Raw genomic sequence first — 24,651 nt, forward strand, 5'->3', positions numbered from 1 at the left:
CGCGGGAGCCGCGGGCCGACCTTCGGATGGGCGCGGTCTGGTGGCTCGCGACGGCGGGCTGCCCCAGGCTGAGGGCTACGACGACGCGAGGTGCCCATGTTCGACGAGAGCTTCGCCTTTCCCAGCAGCCTGCTGCGCCCGGTGACCGGCGCCACCGGACGCGTCGCGGTGATCGGGGCCGGGGTGGCGGGCCTCGTCGCCGCCTACGAGCTCCAGCGCAGGGGCTTCGGCATCGTCCTGTACGAGCGGTCGAACCAACCCGGCGGACGGGTGCGCACGCACCGCTTCTGGGACGGCACGCACGCCGACCTGGGCGCCATGCGCATCCCCGGGAACCACCACTGCGTCCTCCACTACGTGTCCCAGTTCGGCCTGCGGACCAGGCCGTTCGTCAACTTCAACCCGGACGCCTACTACCACCTGCGCGGCCGTCGCGCCCGCGTCCAGGAGGTGCACGCGCTGCACCCGGCGTACGCGCTGCGCGCCGCCGAGAAGCAGGACCCGGTGCGGATCCTGGACCGGCTGCTGACGGCCGCCTGGGAGACGCTCACCCCCGACCAGCGCCGGCGGGTGCTGGACGGCCACTGGGACGACCCGGCGCTCGACCGGCTCGTCTCGGTGTCGCTGTGGCAGTACGTCCACGAGCACCTGTCACAGGACGCCTGGGACCTCCTCGGCCACGCCAGCGGCCTGGTCCACTACGAGCAGTCCTCCCTGCTGGAGGTCCTCGTCGACTACTTCGGCCTGTTCCACGCGGGCCAGGTGGAACTGGTCGACGGCACCGACCGCCTGGTGCACGCGTTCGTGCGCCGGCTGCGGCCGAGGACCCTCCAGCTGTCCACCCAGATCGACGAACTCTCGCTGACCCGCCGGGGCGTCCGGGTGCACGGGCGGCGCCTCGGCGGCACGATCACCGAGGACGTCGACTTCGTCGTCTGCTGCGTCCCCGTCCCCGCCCTCGACCAGATCAGCTTCCGGCCCGGCCTGCCCCACCACCAGCGCCACGCGATCCGCGGCATCAGCTACGCCAGCAGCACGAAGACGCTCGTCCACACCAAGCGGCGCGGCTGGGAACTGGACGACCGGATCTTCGGCGGCGGCAGCTTCACCGACATGCCGATCCAGCAGTGCTGGTACCCGTCGGACAACGCCCGGCCCGTCGACGGCCGGACCAACGGGAGCACCGTCGGCAGGCGCTGGGCCGCCCGGGACCCGCAGCGCTCCCACGAGCCCGCGGTGCTCGTCGGCGCCTACCTGTGGGGGGCCAACGCCCGCCGCTTCACCACCCTGCCGCCGGCCGACCGCGACCTGCTGGTCCTGAAGTGCCTGGAACGGCTGCACCCCGGCATCCTCCGCGACGCGGACGACATCGTGCACTGGAACTGGGACGACCAGGTCGGCATGGGCGGCGGCGCCTTCGCCCACCTCGCGCCCGGCGAGCACACCCGGTACCTGACCGGGCTCGGCGCCCCGCACCCGACCGACGACCCGAGGATCTTCTTCGCCGGAGAGCACCTGTCCGGAGCGCACGCCTGGATGCAGGGCGCCGCCCAGTCGGCCCTGGCCGTGGTCGGCCAGGTGATCGACCGGGGGCAGCACGCCGACGACACCGCCCGGCTGCGGGCCGGGTGAGCGCGGCACCGGCGCCCCGGCGCCGACCCGGCGAGCAGAGCGGCGGCCCGGCGACGGGAGCGGCGCTGCGCCGCGACGACCTCGGACCGCTGCTCGCCCCGGCGGCGTCCGCGACCGAGCGGATCGGGCTGGAGATCGAGAACGGCATCGTCGACCCGGAGACCGGGCTGGCCGCCCCCTACGAGGGGAGGAACGGCGTCCGGGCCGTCCTGGAGGCCGTCCTCGCCGAATGGGGCGGCACGGACCGGCGCGACAACGGTCGGCTGACCGGCGTGGACCTGACGGACACCGCCCAGATCACGCTCGAACACGGCGGCCAGGTCGAGTACTCCTCCGCCCCGGCCGCCGACCTGGCCACGGCCGTGGACGACATGCGGGCCACGATGGAGCGCCTCGCGGAACTCGTCGGGCGCTTCGGCCTGGCCCTCCTGCCCGGCGGCAACCTCCCCTTCGACCGGCTCGACACCGTCTCCTGGGTGCCGATGCTCCGCGGTGCCGTCATGCGCGACTTCTTCGACCGGATCGGCGAGGCCGGCAGCGGGGCCCCGAAGATCATGTCGATGTCGCTGTCCACCCAGGTGCACCTGGACTACCTGTCCGACGAGGACTTCACCCAGAAGCTGCGGATGCTGACCGCCGCGTCCCCGGTGGTCGCCGCACTCCTCGTCAACTCGCCGCTCCAGGGCGGCCGATCGAACGGGCTGCTCTCGCACAGGTCGCAGAACTGGCTGCGGATGGACCCGCGCCGCTGCGGCGTCCTGCCGCCCGCGCTGCGGCCCGACGTGACCGCCGACGACGTCATCGACTGGGCGCTGGGGATCCCGATGATCTACTACCGCGACCCGGACGGACGGTACCGGCTCGCCCCCGACCGGCCGTTCGCCGAGATCCTGCGGCAGGGCTTCGACGACGGCACCATGCCGACCTTCGACCACTGGGTCTCCCACATGTCGCAGATCTGGACGGACGTCAGAGTCCGCCGGACCCTGGAACTGCGGGCCGGGGACGGCCCGCCGTACCCGCACATCCCGGCCGTACCGGCGCTGTGGGCGGGGCTCGCCTACCACCCCCCGTCGCGGACGGCGGCCTGGGAACTGCTGCGCCACCACGGCGTGGCGGAGCACCGCGCGGCGAAGGCCCGGCTCCCCGCCGACGGCCTGGACACCCTGCTCGGCGGCGACCGGGTCCGCGAACTCGCGGCGGAACTCGTCCGGCTCGCCCGGGCAGGCCTGCGGGACCGGGTCCGCGCCGGCCTGGAACAGCCGAAGGTGCTGGACTACCTCGACCCGCTCGACGAGGTGCTGCGCACCGGGCAGACCTTCGCGGAACAGTGCACGGCCCGCTGGGACACCGACCTCCGCCGCGACCCCCGCCGCTACGTCGCGGCCTTCCGCGTCTGAGCCCCCGTCCGACACGGCCGCCCGGCACGGCCGCCCGGGTGCGCGGGTGCACGGGTGCGCGGCGACGCAGCCCACCCCGCCCGAGCCGGTGCAGTTCTCCGGCCGAAGGGCCTTCCTCGCCCGAACCGTCGCGGGTTAGCGTGACCGGCGGCGGCCGGCCGCCGCCTGCCCACCGAAGAACGAGGAAGCATGGACCAGGACTTCAAGGACATCCCCACCACCACCCTGGCCGACGTGCTCGGGCGCGCCCAGGTCATGGACATCGGCATCCGTCCGCTGTGGGCGGGGGCGCCGCGGGTGGCCGGCCCGGCGTTCACCGTGCAGTGCCCGCCCGGCGACAACCTGATGCTGCACGCGGCGATCCACCGGGCCGAGCCGGGCGCCGTGATCGTCGTCGAGTCGGGAGACCTGGACTACGCGCTGGCCGGCGGCAACGTGTGCGCCGTCGCGCAGCGCCGGGGCGTCGTGGCGTTCGTCGCCGACGGCCTGATCCGGGATCTGGGCGAGGTGCGGGAGCTGGGCTTCCCGGTCTTCGCCCGCGGCGTGATCCCGATCCCGGGGGCCAAGCGGGAGCTCGGCACGCACGGCGCCCGGGTGCGCTGCGGCGGCGTGCTGGTGGCGGCCGGTGACATCGTGGTGGCCGACGAGGAGGGGGTCGTGGTGGTGCCCGCCGACCGACGTGCCGAGGCCCTGGAGGCGGCCCGCGCCAAGCTGGCCAAGGAGGCCGCCGAGACGCTGGACGACTGGGAGGCGGCGCACCGCACCCGGATCGAGAAGACCCTCGGCGAGCTGGGCTTCACCGGCTGACCCCCTGCCCGGCGAGCCCGGCCCGGGTGAACGGGCCGGGTGAACGGGCCTGGTGAACGGGCCTGGTGAACGGGCCGGGTGAACGGGGCCGAGCGGCCGTGCCCCCGGCGGGCCCGCGGTCAGCCCCGGTACAGCCCGTTCAGCTCGCCGAAGCCGAGCGCGCCGTCCAGCTCCGCCAGCGTCCCGGCGCCGAGCAGTTCGGCGGCCGCGCGGCGCGCCGCGGTGTACGCGAGCTGGGCGAGCCCGGTGCCGACGCTGACACGCCGCACCCCCGTGGCGGCGAGTTCGGCGACGGTCGGCCCGCCCGCGACGGCCATGGCGTTCACCGGCAGCGGGGAGCGCTCGCACAGCCCGGCGAGGGCGTCGAGGTCCAGCAGCCCGGGGACGAACAGACCGTCGGCGCCCGCCTCGGCGTAGGCCTCGGCCCGGGCCAACACGTCGTCGAGACCGCCCAGCCCGAACAGGAGGACGTCGGTGCGGGCGTTGACCACCAGCTCGGGCAGCCCGGCCGCGGCCGCCGCCGTCCGGGCCGCCCGCAGCCGGTCGGCCTGCTCGGCCACCGGGAACAGCGGGCCGCCGACGGCCGTCGAGTCCTCCAGGTTGACGCCGACGGCACCCGCCCCGACCAGTGCCGCCACGGTCGCGGCCACGTCGGCGGGCGTCGGCCCGTAGCCGCCCTCGGCGTCGACGGTGACCGGCACGTCCACGGCCGCGACGATCCGGCGGGCCGCCTCGACGGCCTGCGCCCGGTCCAGCCGGTGGCCGTCGCCGTGGCCGAGCGACCAGGAGACGCCGCCGCTGGTGGTGGCGATCGCCGGGGCGCCGGCCGAGGCGATGACGGCGGCGCTGCCCGCGTCCCAGGCGTTGGGCAGGACGAGCGGGCCGTCCACGACGAGCTCCCGCAGCCGAAGCGCCCGCTCGCGCGGCGTGGGGGTGGGGGTGGGGGTGGGGGCCTGAGGGGGAGTGGACATGCGGGGTCACCGTTCTTCCGTGCCGTCGGGTGCTGCCTCGGTTCCCCCGCATCGTGCGGCCCGGCCCGGGCGGGTCACCACTGATTAAGCTGGGCCCGAATCTTCTGGGAGGGGCCCGGCATGCGGACGGCACTGCACTTCTCCGCGAACGACCTGGCGCTGACCCGCTTCGCCCTCTCCCCCCTGCAGGAGGTGGTGACCAGCCTCCGCGCCCTCGCCCACTCCCCCGTCCCCGCGCTGCACCGCCGCTGGGCCGACCAGGTCCGCGACCGGCTGGCCGCCACCGGACTCGACCGCGGCCGGCTGGCCGTCATGGTCCCGGCCGTCGGCCACCTGCCCGACTTCCTCAACCCCGCACCGGCGGGCTTCTCCCCCGCCCTCGCCGACGAACTGGCCGCGATCGCCACCACCGGCGCCGGGCAGGTCCGCGCCGACCTGGACATCCTCGCCGCCGAGGCCGGCGGCCGCCTGCCGCCCGTCCTGGAGCCGCTGTACCGCGACCCGGCGGCGCAGCTGCCCCGGCTCACCGCCGAGATCGAGGCGTACTGGCAGCTCGCGCTCGCCCCGTACTGGGCCCGGATCCGCGCCCTGCTGGAGGCGGACGTGTTCCACCGCTCCCGGCAGGCCGCCGAGCACGGCACCGCGCGGATGCTGGACGACCTGCACGAGACGGTCCGCTGGGACGGCGCGGCGCTGCGCCTGGAGCGGCGGCACTGCGCGGTCGCCCGGCTGAGCGCCGGGGCCGGGCTGCTGCTCCTGCCGTCCGCCTTCGCCTGGCCGCGGGTGCTGACCCGGGTGCTGCCGCCGGACCCGCCGCAGCTGAGCTACCCGGCGCGCGGCGCGGCCACCCTGTGGGAGCCGCGCCCGAACGGGCGCCCGGACGCGCTGGCCGCCGTCCTGGGCCGGTCCCGGGCCCGGCTGCTGGCCGAGTTGGACTCCCCGGCCTCGACCACCGAGCTGGCCCGCCGCACCGGTCTGTCCGCCGCCGGCGTATCGCAGCACCTGACCGCCCTGCGCGCGGCGGGCCTGACCAGCGCCCACCGGGCCGGTCACAGCGTCCTCTACGCCCGTACGGCGGTGGGCGATTCACTGTTCGAACCGTCCGATGACGCGTTCGACCCGGTGCCGCCCCCGCGACGCCCCACCCGGTGACCCGCCGGTACGAATGGCCCCGCACCGCACACCTCGGCACACCCCCTCCTCATATGATCGGAGCGACATGCGCCATGCTTGGTGATGCAGAGCACGGTACGGAACTTGCGCCGGACGGCCCACCCGCCGAACGGCCGAGAAGGAGGAAGCACGTGGACGACGTTCTGCGGCGCGCCGCACTCTTCGCGGCACTCGACGACGAACAGGCCGGCGAGCTGCGCGCTTCCATGACCGAGGTGACCCTCGCCCGTGGTGAGTCGCTGTTCCACGAGGGCGACCCGGGCGACCGGCTGTACGTCGTCGCCGAGGGCAAGGTCAAGCTGCACCGCGCCTCGCCGGACGGACGCGAGAACATGCTCGCCGTCCTCGGCCCCAGCGAGATGATCGGCGAGCTGTCGCTGTTCGACCCGGGCCCGCGCACCGCGACCGCCAGCGCGCTGACCGAGGTCAAGCTGCTCGGCCTGGGCCACGGCGACCTGCAGCCCTGGCTGCACGCCCGCCCCGAGGTCTCCATCGCGCTGCTGCGGGCCATCGCCCGCCGCCTGCGCCGGACCAACGACGTGATGTCCGACCTGGTCTTCTCCGACGTGCCCGGCCGCGTCGCCAAGGCCCTGCTGGACCTCTCCCGCCGGTTCGGCGTGCAGTCCGAGGAGGGCATCCACGTCGCCCACGACCTCACCCAGGAGGAGCTGGCCCAGCTGGTCGGCGCCTCCCGCGAGACGGTCAACAAGGCGCTCGCCGACTTCGCCGGCCGCGGCTGGCTGAAGCTGGAGGCGCGCGCGGTGGTGCTGATGGACGTCGAGCGGCTGTCGCGCCGCTCGCGCTGACCTCGGCGCGCACGTCTTCACGCCTTCACGCCGTAAACGCCGAAGGGCCCGTCCGAGCGGACGGGCCCTTCGGCGTTCCCCTTCGGCGTTCCCCTTCGGCGTTCCCCTTCGGCGTTCCCCTTCGGCGTTCCCCTTCGGCGTTCCCCTTCGTGTTCCGTTGCCCGCCCCGCGCGCGACGGGATCAGTCGAGGCCCGGGATCAGCCCGTGCTCCTCCAGGTACTCCAACTGCGCCCGGACCGAGAGCTCGGCGGCCGGCCAGAGCGCCCGGTCGACGTCGGCGTAGACCCGGGCCACCACCTCGTCCGCGGTCCGGCAGCCGGCCTCGACCGCGGTCTCCACCTGGGCGAGCCGGTTGGCCCGGTGGGCGAGGTAGTAGTCGACGGCGCCGAGCGCGTCCGCGAGCGCCGGACCGTGGCCGGGCAGCACCGTCCGCACACCGTGCGCGGAGGCCATCGTGTGCAGGTGGCGCAGCGAGTCCAGGTAGTCGCCGAGCCGGCCGTCGGGGTGGGCGACCATCGTGGTGCCGCGGCCGAGGACGGTGTCGCCGGTGAGGATCGCGCCGTCGGCGGGCAGGTGGAAGGTCAGCGAGTCCGAGGTGTGGCCGGGGGTGGCGACCACCCGCAGGTCGAGGCCGCCGACGTCCAGCCGCTGGCCGTTGACCAGGCCCTCGGAGCCCAGCCGGTGCGCCGGGTCCAGCGCGCGCACCTCGGTGCCGGTGAGTTCGGCGAAGCGGGCCGCGCCCTCGGAGTGGTCGGCGTGGCCGTGGGTGAGCAGGGTCAGCGCGACGCGTTTGCCCTGCTCTTCCGCGAGGTCGACCACCCGGCGCAGGTGGCCCTCGTGCAGCGGGCCGGGGTCGACCACCACGGCGAGGTCCGAGCCGGGCTCGGAGAGCAGCCAGGTGTTGGTGCCGTCCAGCGTCATCGGCGACGGGTTGGGCGCCAGCACGCACAGCGCCCGGGCCGTGGCCTCGCCGTCGATGGTGGCGGCCGGGTCGCCCGGCAGGAGCCCGCTCACCGGTTGTCCCCGCCGGGCCGGTGCAGGGCCCTGAGCGGCAGGACCCGGACGAGCGGCCGCTGGGCCGTCTCGACGAACGGGACCGGACTCTCGCAGGCCGGGGTACGGGGGATCAGGCGGCGGGCGGGCAGCTCGGGTGCCGTCCGGCGAGCCACGGCGTTGTGGGTCATCGGGCGTCGGTCCTCTCTGTTTCGAGTCTGTTCGGCGGCGTCGGCGGCGTCGGCGGCGACAGTGCCGACGAGGGCGGCGCCGGGCGGTCAGGCGTCCTCGGGGAAGTCCCCGTCGATGGTCAGTTCGTCGTACCCGGGCCAGCGGACCGTCATCCGGTCGCCCCGGACCTCGGCCCGGCCCAGCACCGGCTCCAGCGACCGCCCGGCGGCCGCGGCCAGCGCCTCCGCGGCGGTGCGCACCGGCGCCAGCTCGCGCAGCACCGTCACGGTCGGCGGCAGCATCCCGAACCGGCCCTCCCGGTAGCCGAGAACGGCCTCGGCGGGCGTCAGCCAGGCCACCCGGTCGGCCTCGCCGACCTCCAGGGCCGCGCTCTGCCCGGCCGGCAGCACCGCGACGAAGAACCACGTGTCGTAGCGGCGCTCCTCGAACTCCGGGGTGACCCAGCGGGCCCAGCCGCCCAGCAGGTCGCTGCGCAGCACCAGAGCATGGTCGCGGAGGAACTCGGCGAAGGACAGCTCGTGCGCCTCCAGCGCCGCCCGCTCGGCGCTCCAGTCGCGCGGCGCGGCGACGCTGTCCGCGTCCGGGCCGGCCAGCAGGACGCCGGCTTCCTCGAAGGTCTCGCGGACGGCCGCGCAGACCACCGCCCGCGCCGTCCGGGCGTCCACCCCGAGCCGTCGCGCCCACTCCTCGGGCGCCGGTCCGGCCCAGCCCGTCTCCACCTCGGCGTCGCGCGGATCCACCCCGCCGCCCGGGTAGGCGTACATGCCGGCCGCGAAGGCCATCGAGGTGCGCCGGCGCAGCAGGTACGCCTGCGGCCCGGCGGCCGCGTCGCGCAGCAGCACGACCGTCGCGGCCAGCCTGGGCACCGGCGGGGTCAGCACGCCGGAGTCGACCGCCCGGATCCGGGCGGGCCAACCGGGCGGCATCGGGAGCGTCGTCGCTCGATGGTCCATGCCCGGATGCTAAGCGCACGAAGGCGGGGTTGGACAGGCCCAACCCCGCCTTTCGCGATCACGCTCAGCTGTTCTTGACGCGCACCTGGAGCTCGACCTCGACCGGGGCGTCCAGCGGCAGCACCGCGACGCCGACCGCACTGCGGGCGTGCACCCCGGCCTCGCCCAGCACCTTGCCCAGCAGCTCGCTGGCACCGTTGATCACGCCCGGCTGACCGGTGAAGTCGGGGGCGGAGGCGACGAAGCCGACCACCTTCACGACCCGCTCGATCTGGTCCAGATCACCGATCACCGACTTGATCGCGGCCAGCGCGTTCAGCGCGCAGGTCTGCGCGAGCTCCTTGGCCTCCTCCGGGGAGACCTCCGCGCCGACCTTGCCGGTGCTCGGCAGCTTGCCACCGACGACCGGCAGCTGGCCGGAGGTGAACACGAACTCGCCCGAGCGCAGGGCCGGCACGTACGCGGCGACCGGAGCGGCCACCGGCGGCAGGGTCAGCCCCAGGTCGGCGAGCTTGGCCTCGACCTTGCTCATGCGTTCTTCTCCCGCTTGAAGTAGGCCACCAGCTGCTCCGGGTTCGGGCCCGGCACGACCTGGACGAGCTCCCAGCCGTCCGCGCCGAAGTTGTCCAGGATCTGCTTGGTGGCGTGCACGAGCAGAGGCGCCGTCATGTATTCCCACTTGGTCATGGCCAGACTCTAGACGAGCGGCCACCGCGATCGGCGCCGCCCACGGACCGGCGTGTGAGGTGGCCCACAAAGGGGGCATGATTCAGGCCCGGCCCCCCTGGTGCTCCGGGCATCCGGCGCGCTCCCTGGTTACCCTCGCGAGAGGGCACCGGTAGTTCGGGCCGGCCGACGGAGCGGCCCCGGCCCACGAGACGGACGGAGACGGAGCGTGGCACGCACCCCCGGCCAGGCGGCCCGGCGCGACCCCGACTGGGAGGGCGTCCGGCTGCACGTGGTCAGCGGCAAGGGCGGCACCGGGAAGACCACGCTGGCCGCCGCGCTGGCGCTGGCGCTCGCCGCCGACGGCGGCCGGGTGCTGCTGATCGAGGTCGAGGGGCGCCAGGGCATCGCCGAGCTGTTCGGCATCGCCGCCCTCCCGTACGAGGAGCGCCGGATCGCCGCGGTCTCCCGCGCCCAGCTGGGCCTGCCCCCCGACGACGGGGGCGGCGGAGGCGGCGGCGGCGAGGTGCTCGCGCTGGCCATCGACCCCGAGCAGGCGCTGCTCGAGTACCTGGAGATGTTCTACAAGCTCGGCCGGGCCGGCAAGGCGCTGCAGAAGGTCGGCTTCGTCGACTTCGCGACCACCATCGCGCCCGGCGTCCGGGACGTCCTGCTCACCGGCAAGGCCTGCGAGGCGGCCCGGCGCAAGGGCCCGGACGGCCGCCGCCGCTACGACGCGGTCGTGATGGACGCGCCGCCGACCGGGCGGCTCACCCGGTTCCTGAACGTGAATGCCGAGGTCGCCGGGCTGGCCCGGATCGGGCCGATACACACCCAGGCGCAGGCCGTGATGCGGGTGCTGAAGTCGCCGGAGACCGCGGTGCACCTGGTCACCCTGCTGGAGGAGATGCCGGTGCAGGAGACGGTCGACGGCTTCGCCGAGCTGCGCGAGGCCAGGCTCCCGGTGGGCGGGGTGATGGTCAACATGGTCCGGCCGCCGGTGCTGGACGCCGCGGCGGTGGCCGCGGTGGACGGGGACCACCGCGAGGAGGTCGCCCTGGCCCTCGGCGAGGCCGGGCTCGGCGGGCGCTCGCGCAAGCCGGAGACGGTCCGGGCGGCGGTGGAGCCGCTGCTCGACCCGCTGCTGGAGCAGGCCAGGGAGCACGCCGAGCGGGTCGAGCTGGAGCGCGAGCAGCGCGCCGACCTCCAGCAGCTGCGGCTCCCCACGTACGAACTGCCACTGCTGGGCGAGGGCGTGGACCTCGGCGGGCTGTACCAGCTGGCGGGCCAACTGAAGCGGCAGGGGGCGGCGTGACCACCAACGGAACCAACGGAACCAGCGGGAACGGCGGGGCCGGCCGGGCCCACGGCGGCGGTAGCAGCGGCGGGGTCGGCGACGGCGGCAGCGGTGTCCGGGCCGCCGGCAGCCGGCTCGCCGTCGACGGGCTGATCGACGACCCGAGGACCAGGATCATCGTCTGCTGCGGCTCCGGCGGCGTCGGCAAGACCACCACCGCCGCGGCGATCGGCCTGCGGGCCGCCGAACGCGGCCGCAAGGTCGTCGTTCTGACCATCGACCCGGCCCGCCGGCTCGCCCAGTCGATGGGCCTCACCGAGCTGGACAACACCCCCCGGGTCGTCAAGGGGGTCACCGGCAACGGCGAGCTGCAGGCCATGATGCTCGACATGAAGCGGACCTTCGACGAGGTCGTGCTCGCCCACGCCGAGCCCGAACGGGCCAAGGCGATCATGGAGAACCCGTTCTACCAGTCCCTGTCGGCCGGCTTCGCGGGCACGCAGGAGTACATGGCGATGGAGAAGCTCGGGCAGCTGCGCGATGCCGAGGAATGGGACCTGATCGTCGTCGACACCCCGCCGTCCCGCTCCGCACTGGACTTCCTGGACGCGCCCAACCGGCTCGGCTCCTTCCTCGACGGCCGGGTGATCCGGATCCTGACCGCCCCGGCCAAGGTCGGCGGACGCAGTGCGATGAGGTTCCTCAACGCCGGCATGGGCCTGATCACCGGCACCCTGGGCAAGATCTTCGGCGCCCAGCTGCTCACCGACGTGCAGACCTTCGTCAGCGCGATGGACTCGATGTTCGGCGGCTTCCGCGAGCGCGCCGACCGCACGTACCAGCTGCTCAAGGCGCCGGGCACGGCGTTCCTGGTGGTGGCCGCGCCGGAGCGGGACGCGCTGCGCGAGGCGGCGTACTTCGTCGACCGGCTCGCCGCGGACCGGATGCCGCTGGCCGGTCTGGTGCTCAACCGGGTGCACGGCTCGGGCGCGCCGCAGCTCACCGCGGAACGGGCGCTGGCGGCCGCCGAGGCGCTGGAGGAGAACGGCTCGGAGCACGCCTCGCCCGAGGCCGAACTGCTCGCGGCCGGGCTGCTGAGGCTGCACGCCGAACGGATGCAGATCATGGGGCGGGAGCGCCGAACCCGCGACCGCTTCGTCTCCGTGTACCCGGACGTGCCGATCGTGGAGGTCGCCGCGCTGCCGGGCGACGTGCACGACCTGGACGGGCTGCGCGCCATCGGGGACCGGCTCAGCGGCACCGCGTAGGCACCGGCCCGGCCCGGGCGCCCAACACCGGTGCGCCCGGCGCGAACGTCGTCGGCACGGATGTCCTCAGCCCGAACGTCGTCGGTGCGGATGTCCTCAGCCCGAACGTCCTCAGCGCGGATGTCCTCAGCGCGGGTGCGCCGGACACGGGTGCGCTGGGCACCGATGTCCTCAGCCCGATGGCCCCCCGGCACCGGTCTGCCACGGCGCGGGTCCGCACCGCGCCGGTGTGCTCAGCCCGCCTGGGCGTAGTCCGTCAGTATCACGCCGGTCGCGAGGGACTCCTCGTACTCGGTGCGGGCCGTCTCCAGCAGTCTCCGCCACGAGATGACCGTCGGGCGGCGGCGCAGCAGCGCCCGGCGCTCGCGCTCCGTCATCCCGCCCCAGACCCCGAACTCGACCCGGTTGTCCAGTGCGTCCGCCAGGCACTCCGTGCGGACGGGGCAACCGCTGCACACCGCCTTGGCGCGATTCTGCGCCGCCCCCTGGACGAACAACTCGTCCGGATCACTCGTGCGGCAGGCGGCCTGCGCACTCCAGTCGTCAACCCAGCCCATCCCGGCGCCGTCCTCTCCCGTATCGAGGCTCCCCCACGGCGGCAACGGCATATTCACCGTTGCCAGTTGAGGACGTTACGGAAGAACGACAGCGAGCAACAGCCCCTCCGGGCTCAATCTCGAATGACCCGATTGGACTATGGGTACCGGTCAGCTCACTCGTTGGAGTGATCGCAGGTCGCAAGCCTTGTCAATCGCGGCGCGGCAACTCTCGCCACGCGTGTCATCACGGAGCGCTACCGTTCACACGGGTACAGCAGGCCACAGCTGCCTCAAAAACCCTCTAATATCGGGCAATTCGGGCAAGTCTCTGCACTCACAAGAGTGAATGGTGTTGACGCACCGAAGCTGTCGCAAGCTTGTGACAAGCGTAGGGGAACACCTGCCCCTATGGGCGGGATTCCGCGACGTAGGGTTCTCCTCATGGCACCGAAGCGCCCCCAGGCATCCCAGCCCCCAGGCAACACCGGAGCTCCGCGCGATAAGCGCCGCGAGTCGCCGCTCGACATCGCGGGACACGGAGTGAAGTTCCTGGGCGTCAGCGTGCTCTCCGGAGTCCTGCTGGCAGGCCTCGCCCTGCCCGCCGTCGGCGCCATCGGGCTGACCGCCAAGGACACGGCGGAGAGCTTCTCCAACATCTCCGACGACTTCAAGACCCCGCCGCTCACCCAGGCGACGCAGATCTTCGACGCCAAGGGCGGCCTGATCGCCAAGGTGTACGAGCGCGACCGCACCGTCCTCACCGCCGACCAGATGTCACCGTTCATGCGGCACGCCCAGGTCGACATCGAGGACGCCCGCTTCTACGAGCACGGCGCCGTCGACCTCAAGGGCGTGCTCCGCGCCATCGGCAAGAACGCCGAGAGCGGCACCACCTCGCAGGGCGCCTCGACGCTGACCCAGCAGTACGTGAAGAACGTCAACGTCGAGAAGGCCGGCGACGACCAGGCCGCGGTGCTGGAGGCTCAGCGCAAGACCCTGGGTCGCAAGATCCAGGAGCTCAAGGTCGCGATCAAGCTGGAAGAGGACCTGTCGAAGGACCAGATCCTCACCAACTACCTCAACATCACCTTCTACGGCCACCAGGCCTACGGCATCGAAGCCGCCTCCCAGCGCTACTTCAGCAAGAGCAACAAGGACCTGACCGTCGCCGAGGCCGCCACCCTGGCCGGCATGGTGCAGAACCCGTCGTCCTACGACCCGGTGCGCTACCCCGACAACACGGTCAAGCGCCGCAACGTCGTGATCGACAAGATGCTCGAGAACAAGCACATCACCGCGGACCAGGCCAAGGAGGCCAAGGCCGCCCCGCTGGGCCTGAAGTTCAAGGACCCGCAGAACGGCTGCATCACCGCCCAGGCCGGCATGGGCTTCTTCTGCGACTACGTGCGCCACGTGGTCAAGCAGGACCCGGCGTTCGGCAAGAGCGCCGCCGACCGCAAGAAGCTGTGGGACACCGGCGGCCTCAACATCTACACCACGCTGGACCCGGACAAGCAGGCCGCCGCCCAGAACGCCGTCACCAAGAAGGTCAACGTGACGGACACGGTCTCGGCCGCCGCGACCATGATGGAGCCCGGCACCGGCAAGATCCTGGCCATGGCCCAGACCCGCCCGTACGGCCTGGACCCGAACAAGAACCAGACCGTCGTCAACCTCAACGTCGACTCCGCGATGGGCGGCGGCAACGGCTTCCAGACCGGTTCGACGTTCAAGCCGATCCTCGCCGCGGCGGCCCTGGAGTCGGGCCTGTCGCCCACCCAGCCGTTCCCCTCCGAGAACAAGATCGACTACCCGCAGATGACCACCTGCACGGGCACCTGGAGGAACACCGACAAGCCCAGGGCCACGGTGAAGAACGAGTCGGCCGGCGAGGTCGGCCCGTACGAGCTCAAGCAGGCCATGGCCCTCTCGGTCAACACCTACTTCGTGCAGATGGAACAGCAGGTCGGCCTCTGCGCGATGAAGCAGATGGCCAACAAGCTGGGCATCACCCAGTCCGCCAAGGGCGACGCCTTCCAGGAGGTCCCCTCGATGGTCCTCGGTACCCTGGAGCTCAGCCCGCTGACCATGTCGAACGTCTACGCGACCTTCGCGGCCCGCGGCAAGTACTGCACCCCGATCGCGATCAACAAGATCAGCACGGTCGACGGCAAGGACGTCAAGGTCCCGCAGACCACCTGCAGCCAGGCCTTCTCCGAGCAGACCGCGGACGCCCTCAACACCGTCCTGCTCAACGTGACCGAGAAGGGCACCGCGGCCGCGCTCAAGCTCGACGACGGCCGGCAGATCGCCGGCAAGACCGGTACCACCGACGAGAAGAAGGCCGCCTGGTTCAGCGGCTACACCCCGTCGCTGGCCACCTCCGTCTGGCTCGGCGGCCCGGCCGGCGGCGTCAAGATGAAGAACATCAACATCGGCGGCAAGCACTTCGACGAGGTGTTCGGCGCCGACGGCCCCGGTCCGATCTGGCAGCTCGCGATGAACCAGGCCCTCAAGGGCTCGTCCCCGGAGCAGATCCAGACCATCAACATCCCGGACCCGGCGCCCAAGACCGACCCCAACGCCAACCAGACCGGCGGGGCCACGCCGCCGGCCGACCCCGCCCAGCAGCAGCCCGGCGGCAACCCGCCGCCCCAGGGCGGAAACCCGGGCGGCAACCCCGGTGGCAACCCGGGCGGGAACCCCGGCGGCGGCAACCCGGGCGGGGGCAACCCTGGCGGCGGCAGCAACAACGCCGGCGGGATGATCGGCGGTGGGTTCACCTTCCCGCCGGGCGTCATCGGCGGGAACAACGGCGGCAACGGTGGAAACGGCAACGGCGGCAAGCACGGCGGCAACAACGGCTGACCGGCCCCCGACCCGGGCACGACACGACGAAGGGGCGCCCTCCGAGACCACTCTCGGAGGGCGCCCCTTCGGGCTCCGCGGACGGTGCCATCCGGGCCCTGGCCGGCTGGCACCCTTCGGGCCTGGCGGCGGGGCTCAGCCCGTCAGCGCCGCCCTCACCGCGGCGGCCACCCGGCCGCCCTCCGCCAGGCCGTCCACCTTCGGCTTCACCAGCTTCATCACGGCGCCCATCGCCTGCGGACCGGCCGCCCCGCTCTCGGCGACGGCGGCCGCCACGATCGCGGTCAGCTCCTCGTCGGAGAGCTGCTTGGGCAGGTACCCCGCCAGCACCTCGCCCTCCTCGCGCTCCCGGGCCGCCTGCTCCACCCGGCCGGCGGTGTCGAACGCCTCCGCCGCCTCCCGGCGCTTCTTCGCCTCGCGGCCGATCACCTTCAGCACCTCGTCATCGGACAGCTCGCGCTTCGCCTTACCCGCCACCTCCTCGCTGGTGACGGCGGCCAGCGTGAGCCGGATGGTGGACGAGCGCAGCTCGTCCCGGTCCCTGATCGCGGCCGTGAGGTCCTCGTGCAGCTTCGCCTTGAGCGTCGTCATGGCCCCGAGTCTCCCACCTGCGACGTTCGGTCGCTTGCCATTAACCGGCCCGGCGGCAGGCAACGGGCCCGCTGGCACGTAGCGGACCCGCCGGCGGCCCCGTATCCGCGCACGGCCACCGGACGTTCACCGGCTGATCCACCGTCTGAGAGCATGGAGCGATGCGACCGCTGTACTCCGTTCCCCTCGGCTTCGCCGCCGCCGGCGCCGCCTGCCTCGCCTACTCCGTCGGGTACGAGGTCCGTTCCTTCCGGCTCCGCCGGGTCGAGGTCCCCGTCCTGCCCCACGGCGCCCGGCCCATCCGGGTACTGCAGGTCTCCGACATCCACATGGTGAGCGGGCAGGGCAAGAAGCAGCGCTGGCTGCAGAGCCTCGCCGGCCTGCGCCCCGACCTCGTCGTCAACACCGGCGACAACCTCTCCGACCCCCTCGGGGTCCCCGCCGCCCTGGACGCGCTCGGACCCCTCATGGACTTCCCCGGCGTCTACGTCTTCGGCTCCAACGACTACTACGGCCCGGCCCGCAAGAACCCGGCCCGCTACCTCCAGGCGATGCGCAGCGGCGCCCACGGCCTCAACAACGCCGACGGCACCGGCCGCCGCGGCGTCACCGGCGCCGTCCACAACCCGTGGGAGAAGCTCCGCGACGGCTTCGACGCGGCCGGCTGGCTCGACCTCACCAACACCCGCGGCCGGCTCACCATCGGCGGCCTCGACCTCGAATTCACCGGCCTCGACGACCCGCACATCCGCCGCGACCGCTACAGCGAGGTCGCCGGCGGCCCCTCCCCCGATGCCGACCTCTCCCTCGCCGTCGTCCACGCCCCCTACCTGCGCGTCCTCGACGCCTTCACCGCCGACCGCTACCCGCTGATCCTGGCCGGCCACACCCACGGCGGCCAGCTCTGCATCCCCTTCTACGGCGCCCTGGTCACCAACTGCGACCTCGACGCCCGACGGGTCAAGGGCCTCTCCACCCACCAGGCCGGCGGCCGCCGCTCCTACCTCCACGTCTCCGCCGGCTGCGGCACCAACCGCTACACCCCCGTCCGCTTCGCCTGCCCCCCCGAGGCCACCCTCCTCACCCTCACCCCGGCCCCCCGCTGACCTGCACCGGACGCCCGCCAAGAACCGGATTTCGTGTCTCGGCGAGCGTCCGGTAGAGTTCTACTCGTTGCGAAGGAGACGGAGCAACAAACCGCAGGACCGGGGTGTGGCGCAGCTTGGTAGCGCGCTTCGTTCGGGACGAAGAGGCCGTGGGTTCAAATCCCGCCACCCCGACCCAGTGACATCATTCAGGCCCGGCCTCCCGCAAGGGAGGCCGGGCCTGAATGGCTTTTCGGGGCCTCTCGGAAGAATTCCTGGGAGAAACCCCGTCCCGGAGGCCCTCCCCGCCGGATCTACTGACCGGCCCTCAGCAGGGTGTCGAGCGTCCTCATCGGCGAGCCTGGCGACATCTCCCGGCGCAGGGCGAGGGATTCCTCCCACACCCGGGCGAGGTCGTCCATCAGGGTGCGGCGCATATCGGCGGTGGCGTGCGAGTAACAGGCCTGGACGGACCCGTCCTCGTGGCCCATCCGCTCGCCCTTGAGCTTCGGCGGCGTACCGAACTCGTCCATCATCGTCTTGTGCGTGTGCCGCAGGCCGTTCGGCGTGAGGCCGCAGGCGATCGACAGCCGGCACGCCTCAGTGCGCTGGGAGGCACCCCGCCACGGGCGGGAATCCCGGCCATGGATCGGCCAGCAGCGGCACTGGGTGCTCATCCTGGCTCGCGCGCTTCGGGTACCGGCCCGTGGCGGCCGGCCGGAACAGCCAGATGGCGAACCCGCTGCGTCGCCAGTGCGCCGCGTTCCCCCCGGACGGCCGGCACCGGATGCACCCGAGATCGGTGATCGCTTTCTCGACCCGGTCCCGGGCGTCCGGGGCGACGGCATGGGGCCGGCCGGCGGGCCAGAAGCTGCCGAGCATGCCCTGACCGGCTTTACGCCTCGGAACGGCGTGCGCTCTGCGGCCACTACTCCTGACGGTGTGTCATATATGGTGACCGAGTACGGCATGGCGACGTGGAGCGAAGCCTTCGGCCTGCTCCGCGCTGGCGGGCCTGCCCGCCTGATCAGCGCTGTTCAAGAGGTTGAGGCCACAGATCCGAACGGACAGCGGTGGCCCCGCTACAAAGCTGGCGACGACGCGGCAGTCGCCTACTGCTTTCTCTGACCGGGCGGAAATAGACCACTGCTCGGTAGCCTGGCCCTCCCAGGTCCGCCCCGCGTCCCAACGGAACAGATGCATATATGCGGCCCCGGTCCCGTGCGAGACCGAGTGCGCAGGCATTAGAGGAGGCAGGAGGTTGGGGCAGATTTGCCAGTGACAGGGTCAGGGATCTGGGACAGTCAGTGGCTCGGTGATGCCAAAGACTCCGGGATGGGGAGAGGTACATGGCGACAGCATTCGGGCTGTTCGACGGGTTCGAGGCCCATCGGACTCCGAACGATGACAACTACAGTGCAGTCCTGACGAGCGGATTGGTGGCGCTGGACACCAATGTCCTACTCGACCTATATCGGATGAATGCCCGGGTCCGAAAGGACATGCTCAAGGTTCTCAAGGCCATCGATGCCCGCATCTGGATCCCACACCAGGTCGCCATGGAATTTTGGCGGAATCGTCAGAGCGAGGATCTTGTCGGCTACCACGACCGCAGAGCTGACTCCACGAAGAAGGACCTGCAAGACTCGGTCCTCAAGGCCCGACGCACCATAGAGGAGTGGATCAAGCAGGTCCACATTGAGGACGGCAGCGAAGAAGCCCTCGCCTTGCACAGACAGCTGGAGAGGTCGAGCGAGAACTTCAAGGTGCTACAGGACATGCTCGATGCCCAGGCGGAGCGCGACCGAGTGCCTGGCATCCGCGATACCAACACTGATCCGGTGATCAAGTTTCTAGAGGAGCTATTCACAGGGCGTGTCGGCGCTCCCTACGATGAGGAGCGTCACCAGGAACTGGTGACTGAGGCCAAGCGTCGGAGCGATCTCAGGATCCCTCCGGGCTATAAGGACTTCGAGTCAGGCAAGAAGGGCGACACCGAAGCGGCGGGTGACTACCTGGTCTGGCAGCAGCTGCTCGACGAGGCCTTGGACCGGAAAACGGACGTCCTTTTCGTTACCCGTGACATCAAAGAAGACTGGTGGCGCGCTGCTTCCTCTAGAGCTATTCGCATGCCGCGTACAGAATTGGTCGACGAGCTACGGAACGTAACTGGCCAGCGACTCTTCATGGTCGAGCCCAGCCTCCTGATGCAGCAGGTGATCCGTGTCTTCGGCCTGGGCGGGAAGACGGACAGCAATTCAGTCGCGGCATTGCAGCAGTTCGAGTCAACCGAGGCGACGGCGGAGGCGATTCGCCGCTCCAATTCAAAGATACGCTATCGGCTCGCTCAGCTTCCAGGCGGCAGAAGCGGTGATTACTTCGAGATCATCATGATCATGGCCAGGCTAGTGGCAGCGAATCCTCGGATGAGCGACTGCCTGCAGAGATTCATGGAGGAGTTCCAAAGCGTCACACTTGAACCGGAGGCGCGCAGACGCTTGATGAACCTGGCCTCCCTTGGCCTCGCCGTTACAAAGGGAGACGAGGTACATCTAACCGATGCCGGCGAGACATACGTCAGGAACTACGACCGGGAACTGCTGACTAACCTGTTCATGGAACGCATCGAAGGGGCATCCGAGGCTCGGGAATTGTTGCATGGGGGGGTACCGGCGAACGGCCTTAGGGACCTACTGGCCGAGTACCCTGCACTAGAGCTGAGCGCCACTCAGAGCGAGCTGCTCTTGCGCTGGATGGAGAGGTTGGGCCTCCTCATCTGACCGCCGATCTCCATGAACCGGCCTCCGATTTCGTAGCGGATCGGGGCCGTAAGTGCTTCCCGGTTCGGTGATCTTCCAGAGCTGCAGAGGCCCGGTCAGATGGTCTGACCGGGCCTCGCGGCATCTCCGCAGCCTGGAGTGCGTACCTACCCTCTGCCGGGCGCCCCGGCAGCTACTCGTCGCTGGGCAGTTCGCGCAGGAAGGCCTGTGTGTACTGGCCCCAGTAGCTGCGGAGGTCGTCGAACTGGTTGGGGTCGACGTGCATGTTCTCGGCCTTGGCGTAGGCGAGGATCAAGACGTCGAGGGCCGTTTCAGTCTTGCGGATGAGCTTGACCAACTCTTCCGTAGTGGTTCCATTGGCGCCGCCGTCGGCGACGGCCTTGAGCCGGTCGTAGACATCGCGGATGAACGGGTGCCGGTGGTTTAGGCGGACGATCGCCTTAGCATTGAGGTGATCGATGTTGAACATCTCCTTGCCTGGCCAGGCGCCGTCCACCAGGGTGAAGGGCTGTTCCCTCACCTGTTCGCGCACCTGCTCGGCCTGCTCCTGATCGTCGGCGACGCCCAGGTCCTCGATCAGGTCCTGGATGATCTGCTCAGTCTCCTCCTCGCTGAGGTCCTGACCTGCCTGCCCAGGAAGCATGGTCCTATCGGCTCGGGCAGCGGCGGCCGCGGCCTCGGCGTGCTGGCGAGCGGCGGCACGCTCCTGCGTTTCAACATCACCCCAGTGAGCGCGGATCTCCTTGCGAGCCTGCCTTATCGGGCGCTCCAACCAGCTCCTGAGCTCGGTGCGGAGCTTGTCGACCGGCACAGCACCGCGCTTGACGTTGCGCACCTGGAAGAACTCGTCCAGTTCGGCGGGGAAGGCGACCTCGATGCCGATATAGCGGTCGACCTTTTCGACCCCAGAGGGGAGTAGCTTCGCGACGATGTCGTAGTTGATCTCCCGACCGTTGCGGATCATGCTGATCTTGCCGGCACTGTCGGGGATCTGGAACTCCCGGATGTCCCGGCCGCCGCGGTCCTTGTAACCACCCTCGCCTGAACGCCAACGGAACTGTTCTGGGGCGATTGTGACGGTGACGTGGATAGCGTGCCCGTCAGCGATCGAGATGTCATCCTCGTCAACGACCGTGCCGCGGACGTCCTCCTTGGGGTAGTTCTTGAGGATGCGCGGGTTGTTCAGGAGGAACAGCGGGTCCGAGAGCGTGACCGTCGTGGTGTTGAGCCGGATCACCAGGCCCTGGTCGAGGAACTTGCGGTAGGCACGGGCGATGAAGCTACGCAGGTCAGCAAGCTTCTCGTCAAGGCTGGTGCCGTAGTGGCCACCTGAGGCGAGGCGGTCGATCTTGCCGTAGATCACCAGGGTTCCGGAGTCGAGGGGAGCCTCGTCCGGCGTACGCATGGTGCCCGCGTACGCCGCGGGCCAGCCGTCGACCTCACGAGCCTGGATGTCCCTCTGCTGCCCAGCCGAGATTTCGTCCAGGTCGAGGTAGGCATGGCGGATGGTGTTGTCACCGGCCTGCTTGGTGTAGACGTCGATACGCCGACCGAGGCACAATCCGGCCAGCTTCATGCCAACGCCGAAGCGGCCGAGGCTGCCGCGCTGCCCGTATCGGGTGCTGTAGCCCATGGACAGGGCATGGGCGAGGATGCCGGACTTGATGCCGCGGCCGTTGTCAGCGATGGCGATCTCGTCGATGCTGGTCTTCTTCGGCCCGAAGGCTGTCAACACCTGGATACGGGCGGCCCCGGCCTCGATGGAGTTGTCGATGGGCTCGCCGATCGCCGCGGTCAGGTCGAACCCGGAGTCGCGCATGGACTCCAGCGCCGTGTCGATCTTGATGATGTCGGCGACGGGCTTCGGCCCGGTGGAGGGATTGCTGGGCTCGGAGGGCTGGAAGAGGGGGTTGGTGGTCACCGGGTTCCTTCTGCAAGAGAGGTGGTTCTCGGGGCGGGAATGCTCAGGCGCTGCTGCCGGACGGCCAGCAGAGTGGCTGGGCAAAACGGGCACTTCGCCTGGGAGTAGTTGGGGCGGTCCGGGTGCAAGACGTTGGTCAGGTGGGGGCGTAGGACGTGGTAAAGACTGCATTCGGCGGTGAACGCCTGATCTGCGGAGGTGTGGACGTCGTACGTGAAGTACTCACCGCGAACCGAAGCGCAGTGCTGGAGAAGCCGGCGTCGCACGCAGGTGTCGCTACGACCGATGTAGTGCGGCGCGCCGTGGCGGTAAAGCACATACGCGCCGATGTAGCCGTTCGGGATGAGAGCGCGGACCACCCACGGCGCGAGCCGGAACGAGCGGGGGCGCGTCATGCGGCAACAACCTCCGAGGCGTATGCCGTGCGGGCGAGCTTGCGTGCCCGGGAGATCTGCTCGCGCATGCGGGGCAGCGGGATACCGCGCCGCGACGCGAGAGCGTCCGGCTCCAGACCGGCGGCCAGGTTCTGGAGCAGAGCACGCTGGGGTTCGGCGAGAGAGGGCGTGGTCTGCAGCCAGTGGTAGGTGTCGACCGCGGCGAAGGCCATCTCCTCCGTCTCGGGCTCATCCTGCGGCTCCACCTCGCTCAGCCGCATCGACGGCACGAGCTTGCGCCGCTCGTGGAGCACCGCACTTGCATGTGCCATGGCACTGCGTAGCTGGAACGGAGCCGGGCTGCTGGAGTTCAGCCGGATGATCTCGTCCTTCGCGCGGTCCACGCGGTCGAGAGTGAAAAGATCGCCCGTGTTGTCGGCGCGACGGGTCAGCAGCACAAGGGCGCGCTGCGCCTGCTCGGTGAGCGGCATCTGGGATCTCCTGGTCTAACTGCGGCCCCCATGCGGTGGGACGCGGTCGAAGTAGCGGAGCGTCTGAAGTTGTGGTTCGAGGGTACCCGGAGCCGGCTCACCCCCACCAGGGATTTACCCGCTCGCTGCCGTGCTGCCCTCAATATGGGAGGGCGGCCTGGGCGGCCAATTGTTGCGCGCCTTCGCGACTCGCCGGATCACGAGCGCGGTCAGCGCTGCGGAGTCGTGCACGGCATCGGCCGGAGGCGTGCGGTCTGAGCAGGCCAGGGCGCCTTCGGGTGCAGAGTGCGAAGGCGCTGACACTTCACCTCGTGAAGGATGTGGTCCTGGGAGAATCTCGGGAGAAGATCTTGCTTGCAACGCTCGCTAAGGCTGTACCAGGCCTCCCCAACCAACGCCCTGGCCTGCGCTGACCCCAATCCCGGCAGGTTGGACGAGCCCTTAGCCCTCATTCGGGACGAAGAGGCCGTGGGTTCAAATCCCGCCACCCCGACCCAGTAACACCAGCTCAGAGCCGGTGACCCGCAAGGGTTGCCGGCCCTGACTGCTTTCCCCAGGGCCCCCGGAGACTTTCCGGAGAGAGCCCTCAGACAGCTGGCCCCTCGGCCCAGGGCTGACCGGGCTTCAGGCGGTGGAACCGTAGCGAGCCTGCACGCGTTGCGCGAATATAGATCGCTTGGCGGGTCGATCGAGGACCCGATGTCGGAGACGAGCCGGGTAAACGCCCGCTGCGCGACAGTGGATGTCTTGCGCGTCGACGAGTCCTCCGGCCAGCCAGGTCAGCAGCAGACCGTCGACGCCTTGGTGAACCGTTTCTTTAGCGCTGAGAGGACCGACAGCTTTGCGGATAAACACCCTTCTCACTGTCCCCACCGGCTTTGACGGCTTCGGGTCGGTACCGGGGATAGCGACCGGACGCGTCTTCGTGAATCGGCGGGCTCTGAGCGAGGCAGGCGTGCACCGGCCGCTGCAGGCAGGCATCTGTGGCACCAAGAAGCTCGGTGCGGAGTCGATCGTCGTGTCTGGCGGCTATGAGGACGACCTGGACCACGGCAACGTCATCGTCTACACCGGACAAGGGGGCCGTGATGCCGACACAGGCCAGCAGGTGGGCGACCAGACGCTCACCCGCGGAAACGCTGCGCTGGCGACCAGCATGGCTACTGGCATCCCGGTGCGAGTCGTACGCGGCTCACAAGGTGATCCTCAGCACTCACCCACCACTGGCTACCGCTACGACGGGCTCTTTCGTGTCGAAGACTTCTGGCGCGAGACCGGTCAGTCCAGCTTCGCGATCTGGCGCTACCGGCTCGCAAAGATCGCTTCTGAGGAAACCGTGAGCGAGGGTCCCACGCTTCAGGAGCCGGTAGGCAGGGAGACGCCGACGCGATTGGAAGCGACGATTCAGCGGATCGTCCGCAGTACCAAGGTGGCGAACTTCGTGAAGCGCGTCCATGACTTCACCTGCCAGGTATGCGGCACCCGACTTGCCACGCCCACGAGTGCCTACGCAGAGGCTGCTCACATTCGGGCCCTGGGGCAGCCGCACAACGGGCCTGATCTCGCGGGCAACGTGCTGTGTCTGTGCCCCAACCACCACACGCTGTTCGACTTCGGCATGCTGTCCATCGCGGATGACCTGACGATTACCGACCGCGCCACAGGTGCCGGCCTTGGGAGGCTGCGCGAGGCTGACGGCCATCGGATCGACCAGGCGCACCTGGCGTATCACCGAGAGCATCACTCCCAGGGATGGAAGCATGCCCAGGACGGGGGCCTCGGCGACGAAGGTGGCACCGGGACCAAGGAGTAGCGAGCCGACGAGTGGAGAGCAGGGCCCTGC

24 protein-coding genes and 1 tRNA gene are annotated in these 24,651 nt (G+C 70.8%); 13 read left to right on the plus strand and 12 right to left on the minus strand.

Going from position 1 to position 24,651, the window contains the following annotated elements; all coding sequences use genetic code 11:
• Positions 1-96 precede the first annotated feature (96 nt).
• The 3 genes from ACIO9K_RS04465 (at position 97) to ACIO9K_RS04475 (ending at position 3,839) form a co-directional block, all read left to right on the plus strand.
• Positions 97-1,632, plus strand: coding sequence for an FAD-dependent oxidoreductase (locus ACIO9K_RS04465; protein ID WP_363623060.1), 1,536 nt, complete (start codon positions 97-99; stop codon positions 1,630-1,632).
• Positions 1,629-3,032, plus strand: a complete 1,404-nt coding sequence (locus ACIO9K_RS04470; RefSeq protein ID WP_400327048.1) for a glutamate-cysteine ligase family protein — start codon at positions 1,629-1,631, stop codon at positions 3,030-3,032. Before ACIO9K_RS04465 ends, ACIO9K_RS04470 begins: the two co-directional genes overlap by 4 nt.
• A gap of 189 nt (positions 3,033-3,221) precedes the next feature.
• Entirely contained in the window at positions 3,222-3,839 is a 618-nt protein-coding gene (locus tag ACIO9K_RS04475; RefSeq protein WP_363623057.1) for an RraA family protein, read from the plus strand.
• A 119-nt stretch (positions 3,840-3,958) separates the two neighbouring features.
• Here the strand turns inward: ACIO9K_RS04475 and ACIO9K_RS04480 are convergent, their stop codons facing one another.
• Entirely contained in the window at positions 3,959-4,810 is an 852-nt protein-coding gene (locus tag ACIO9K_RS04480; protein WP_400327050.1) for an isocitrate lyase/phosphoenolpyruvate mutase family protein, read from the minus strand.
• A 120-nt stretch (positions 4,811-4,930) separates the two neighbouring features.
• Here ACIO9K_RS04480 and ACIO9K_RS04485 point away from each other — a divergent pair, with 120 nt between their 5' ends.
• Positions 4,931-5,962, plus strand: a complete 1,032-nt coding sequence (locus ACIO9K_RS04485) for a winged helix-turn-helix domain-containing protein (RefSeq protein ID WP_363623053.1) — start codon at positions 4,931-4,933, stop codon at positions 5,960-5,962.
• A gap of 152 nt (positions 5,963-6,114) precedes the next feature.
• Positions 6,115-6,789: a Crp/Fnr family transcriptional regulator gene (locus ACIO9K_RS04490; RefSeq protein WP_030240972.1), complete on the plus strand. Its 675-nt coding sequence runs from the start codon at positions 6,115-6,117 to the stop codon at positions 6,787-6,789.
• A 181-nt stretch (positions 6,790-6,970) separates the two neighbouring features.
• Here ACIO9K_RS04490 and ACIO9K_RS04495 read toward each other — a convergent pair whose 3' ends face one another.
• The 5 genes from ACIO9K_RS04495 to ACIO9K_RS04515 form a co-directional block, all read right to left on the minus strand.
• Positions 6,971-7,804 carry an MBL fold metallo-hydrolase gene (locus tag ACIO9K_RS04495; protein ID WP_363623052.1) on the minus strand — a complete coding sequence of 278 codons (834 nt, stop codon included), beginning with the start codon at positions 7,802-7,804 and terminating at the stop codon, positions 6,971-6,973.
• Entirely contained in the window at positions 7,801-7,974 is a 174-nt protein-coding gene (locus ACIO9K_RS04500) for a hypothetical protein (RefSeq protein ID WP_400327053.1), read from the minus strand. The genes ACIO9K_RS04495 and ACIO9K_RS04500 overlap by 4 nt, the downstream gene beginning before the upstream one ends.
• 87 nt (positions 7,975-8,061) lie before the next feature.
• Positions 8,062-8,928, minus strand: coding sequence for an NUDIX hydrolase (locus ACIO9K_RS04505; protein ID WP_400327055.1), 867 nt, complete (start codon positions 8,926-8,928; stop codon positions 8,062-8,064).
• 64 nt (positions 8,929-8,992) lie between these two features.
• Positions 8,993-9,460 (minus strand): RidA family protein, encoded by a 468-nt coding sequence (locus ACIO9K_RS04510; RefSeq protein WP_063348662.1) that lies wholly within the window; start codon positions 9,458-9,460, stop codon positions 8,993-8,995.
• On the minus strand, positions 9,457-9,615 hold the full coding sequence (locus ACIO9K_RS04515) for a DUF4177 domain-containing protein (protein WP_363623046.1): 159 nt from the start codon (positions 9,613-9,615) through the stop codon (positions 9,457-9,459). Before ACIO9K_RS04515 ends, ACIO9K_RS04510 begins: the two co-directional genes overlap by 4 nt.
• A gap of 208 nt (positions 9,616-9,823) precedes the next feature.
• On the opposite strand from ACIO9K_RS04515, the gene ACIO9K_RS04520 reads away from it, so the two are divergent.
• Positions 9,824-10,909, plus strand: coding sequence for an ArsA-related P-loop ATPase (locus ACIO9K_RS04520; RefSeq protein ID WP_363623044.1), 1,086 nt, complete (start codon positions 9,824-9,826; stop codon positions 10,907-10,909).
• Positions 10,910-11,040: 131 nt separating this feature from the next.
• Positions 11,041-12,159 carry an ArsA family ATPase gene (locus tag ACIO9K_RS04525; protein WP_363579928.1) on the plus strand — a complete coding sequence of 373 codons (1,119 nt, stop codon included), beginning with the start codon at positions 11,041-11,043 and terminating at the stop codon, positions 12,157-12,159.
• A gap of 233 nt (positions 12,160-12,392) precedes the next feature.
• Here ACIO9K_RS04525 and ACIO9K_RS04530 read toward each other — a convergent pair whose 3' ends face one another.
• Complete coding sequence (locus tag ACIO9K_RS04530) at positions 12,393-12,716, minus strand: WhiB family transcriptional regulator (RefSeq protein ID WP_030240986.1); 324 nt, start codon at positions 12,714-12,716, stop codon at positions 12,393-12,395.
• Between the two features lie 423 nt (positions 12,717-13,139).
• On the opposite strand from ACIO9K_RS04530, the gene ACIO9K_RS04535 reads away from it, so the two are divergent.
• Complete coding sequence (locus ACIO9K_RS04535) at positions 13,140-15,566, plus strand: transglycosylase domain-containing protein (protein WP_363623042.1); 2,427 nt, start codon at positions 13,140-13,142, stop codon at positions 15,564-15,566.
• Between the two features lie 135 nt (positions 15,567-15,701).
• Here the strand turns inward: ACIO9K_RS04535 and ACIO9K_RS04540 are convergent, their stop codons facing one another.
• Positions 15,702-16,157: a GatB/YqeY domain-containing protein gene (locus ACIO9K_RS04540; protein WP_363623040.1), complete on the minus strand. Its 456-nt coding sequence runs from the start codon at positions 16,155-16,157 to the stop codon at positions 15,702-15,704.
• 161 nt (positions 16,158-16,318) lie between these two features.
• Here ACIO9K_RS04540 and ACIO9K_RS04545 point away from each other — a divergent pair, with 161 nt between their 5' ends.
• Together ACIO9K_RS04545 and ACIO9K_RS04550 are read left to right on the plus strand one after the other, a co-directional pair.
• A complete protein-coding gene (locus ACIO9K_RS04545) occupies positions 16,319-17,263 on the plus strand; it encodes a metallophosphoesterase (RefSeq protein ID WP_400327059.1) in 945 nt (314 codons plus the stop codon).
• Positions 17,264-17,363: 100 nt separating this feature from the next.
• Positions 17,364-17,437 (plus strand) — tRNA-Pro (locus ACIO9K_RS04550).
• 119 nt (positions 17,438-17,556) lie between these two features.
• On the opposite strand, the gene ACIO9K_RS04555 is transcribed toward ACIO9K_RS04550, so the two are convergent.
• Positions 17,557-17,775: a hypothetical protein gene (locus ACIO9K_RS04555; protein WP_400327061.1), complete on the minus strand. Its 219-nt coding sequence runs from the start codon at positions 17,773-17,775 to the stop codon at positions 17,557-17,559.
• 418 nt (positions 17,776-18,193) lie between these two features.
• Here ACIO9K_RS04555 and ACIO9K_RS04560 point away from each other — a divergent pair, with 418 nt between their 5' ends.
• Both ACIO9K_RS04560 and ACIO9K_RS04565 read left to right on the plus strand, forming a co-directional pair.
• Positions 18,194-18,370, plus strand: coding sequence for a hypothetical protein (locus ACIO9K_RS04560; protein ID WP_400327063.1), 177 nt, complete (start codon positions 18,194-18,196; stop codon positions 18,368-18,370).
• Between the two features lie 221 nt (positions 18,371-18,591).
• Entirely contained in the window at positions 18,592-20,022 is a 1,431-nt protein-coding gene (locus ACIO9K_RS04565) for a PIN domain-containing protein (RefSeq protein WP_400327065.1), read from the plus strand.
• Positions 20,023-20,194: 172 nt separating this feature from the next.
• Here ACIO9K_RS04565 and ACIO9K_RS04570 read toward each other — a convergent pair whose 3' ends face one another.
• Genes ACIO9K_RS04570 through ACIO9K_RS04580 form a run of 3 tightly spaced genes read right to left on the minus strand, consistent with a single transcriptional unit; the run spans position 20,195 to position 22,808 of the window.
• Positions 20,195-21,943: an ATP-binding protein gene (locus ACIO9K_RS04570; RefSeq protein WP_400327067.1), complete on the minus strand. Its 1,749-nt coding sequence runs from the start codon at positions 21,941-21,943 to the stop codon at positions 20,195-20,197.
• Positions 21,940-22,338: a GIY-YIG nuclease family protein gene (locus ACIO9K_RS04575; protein WP_400327069.1), complete on the minus strand. Its 399-nt coding sequence runs from the start codon at positions 22,336-22,338 to the stop codon at positions 21,940-21,942. Before ACIO9K_RS04575 ends, ACIO9K_RS04570 begins: the two co-directional genes overlap by 4 nt.
• Positions 22,335-22,808 carry a hypothetical protein gene (locus tag ACIO9K_RS04580; protein ID WP_400327071.1) on the minus strand — a complete coding sequence of 158 codons (474 nt, stop codon included), beginning with the start codon at positions 22,806-22,808 and terminating at the stop codon, positions 22,335-22,337. Before ACIO9K_RS04580 ends, ACIO9K_RS04575 begins: the two co-directional genes overlap by 4 nt.
• Before the next feature lie 841 nt (positions 22,809-23,649).
• On the opposite strand from ACIO9K_RS04580, the gene ACIO9K_RS04585 reads away from it, so the two are divergent.
• Positions 23,650-24,621, plus strand: coding sequence for a YDG/SRA domain-containing protein (locus ACIO9K_RS04585; protein WP_400327073.1), 972 nt, complete (start codon positions 23,650-23,652; stop codon positions 24,619-24,621).
• The last annotated feature ends 30 nt before the right edge of the window (positions 24,622-24,651 follow it).

The sequence above is a fragment of the Kitasatospora sp. NPDC087271 genome (genome assembly GCF_044744605.1).
In the GTDB taxonomy this organism is placed as follows: Bacteria; Actinomycetota; Actinomycetes; order Streptomycetales; family Streptomycetaceae; genus Kitasatospora.

Coding starts and splice junctions, on each gene's coding strand:
- ACIO9K_RS04510 (WP_063348662.1), bottom strand. CDS start 9,460: ATGAGCAAGGTCGAGGCCAAGCTCGCCGACCTGGGGCTGACCCTGCCG.
- ACIO9K_RS04580 (WP_400327071.1), bottom strand. CDS start 22,808: ATGCCGCTCACCGAGCAGGCGCAGCGCGCCCTTGTGCTGCTGACCCGT.
- ACIO9K_RS04530 (WP_030240986.1), bottom strand. CDS start 12,716: ATGGGCTGGGTTGACGACTGGAGTGCGCAGGCCGCCTGCCGCACGAGT.
- ACIO9K_RS04535 (WP_363623042.1), top strand. CDS start 13,140: ATGGCACCGAAGCGCCCCCAGGCATCCCAGCCCCCAGGCAACACCGGA.
- ACIO9K_RS04485 (WP_363623053.1), top strand. CDS start 4,931: ATGCGGACGGCACTGCACTTCTCCGCGAACGACCTGGCGCTGACCCGC.
- ACIO9K_RS04500 (WP_400327053.1), bottom strand. CDS start 7,974: ATGACCCACAACGCCGTGGCTCGCCGGACGGCACCCGAGCTGCCCGCC.
- ACIO9K_RS04575 (WP_400327069.1), bottom strand. CDS start 22,338: ATGACGCGCCCCCGCTCGTTCCGGCTCGCGCCGTGGGTGGTCCGCGCT.
- ACIO9K_RS04505 (WP_400327055.1), bottom strand. CDS start 8,928: ATGGACCATCGAGCGACGACGCTCCCGATGCCGCCCGGTTGGCCCGCC.
- ACIO9K_RS04480 (WP_400327050.1), bottom strand. CDS start 4,810: ATGTCCACTCCCCCTCAGGCCCCCACCCCCACCCCCACCCCCACGCCG.
- ACIO9K_RS04555 (WP_400327061.1), bottom strand. CDS start 17,775: ATGGACGAGTTCGGTACGCCGCCGAAGCTCAAGGGCGAGCGGATGGGC.
- ACIO9K_RS04465 (WP_363623060.1), top strand. CDS start 97: ATGTTCGACGAGAGCTTCGCCTTTCCCAGCAGCCTGCTGCGCCCGGTG.
- ACIO9K_RS04545 (WP_400327059.1), top strand. CDS start 16,319: ATGCGACCGCTGTACTCCGTTCCCCTCGGCTTCGCCGCCGCCGGCGCC.
- ACIO9K_RS04475 (WP_363623057.1), top strand. CDS start 3,222: ATGGACCAGGACTTCAAGGACATCCCCACCACCACCCTGGCCGACGTG.
- ACIO9K_RS04565 (WP_400327065.1), top strand. CDS start 18,592: ATGGCGACAGCATTCGGGCTGTTCGACGGGTTCGAGGCCCATCGGACT.
- ACIO9K_RS04540 (WP_363623040.1), bottom strand. CDS start 16,157: ATGACGACGCTCAAGGCGAAGCTGCACGAGGACCTCACGGCCGCGATC.
- ACIO9K_RS04560 (WP_400327063.1), top strand. CDS start 18,194: ATGGTGACCGAGTACGGCATGGCGACGTGGAGCGAAGCCTTCGGCCTG.
- ACIO9K_RS04515 (WP_363623046.1), bottom strand. CDS start 9,615: ATGACCAAGTGGGAATACATGACGGCGCCTCTGCTCGTGCACGCCACC.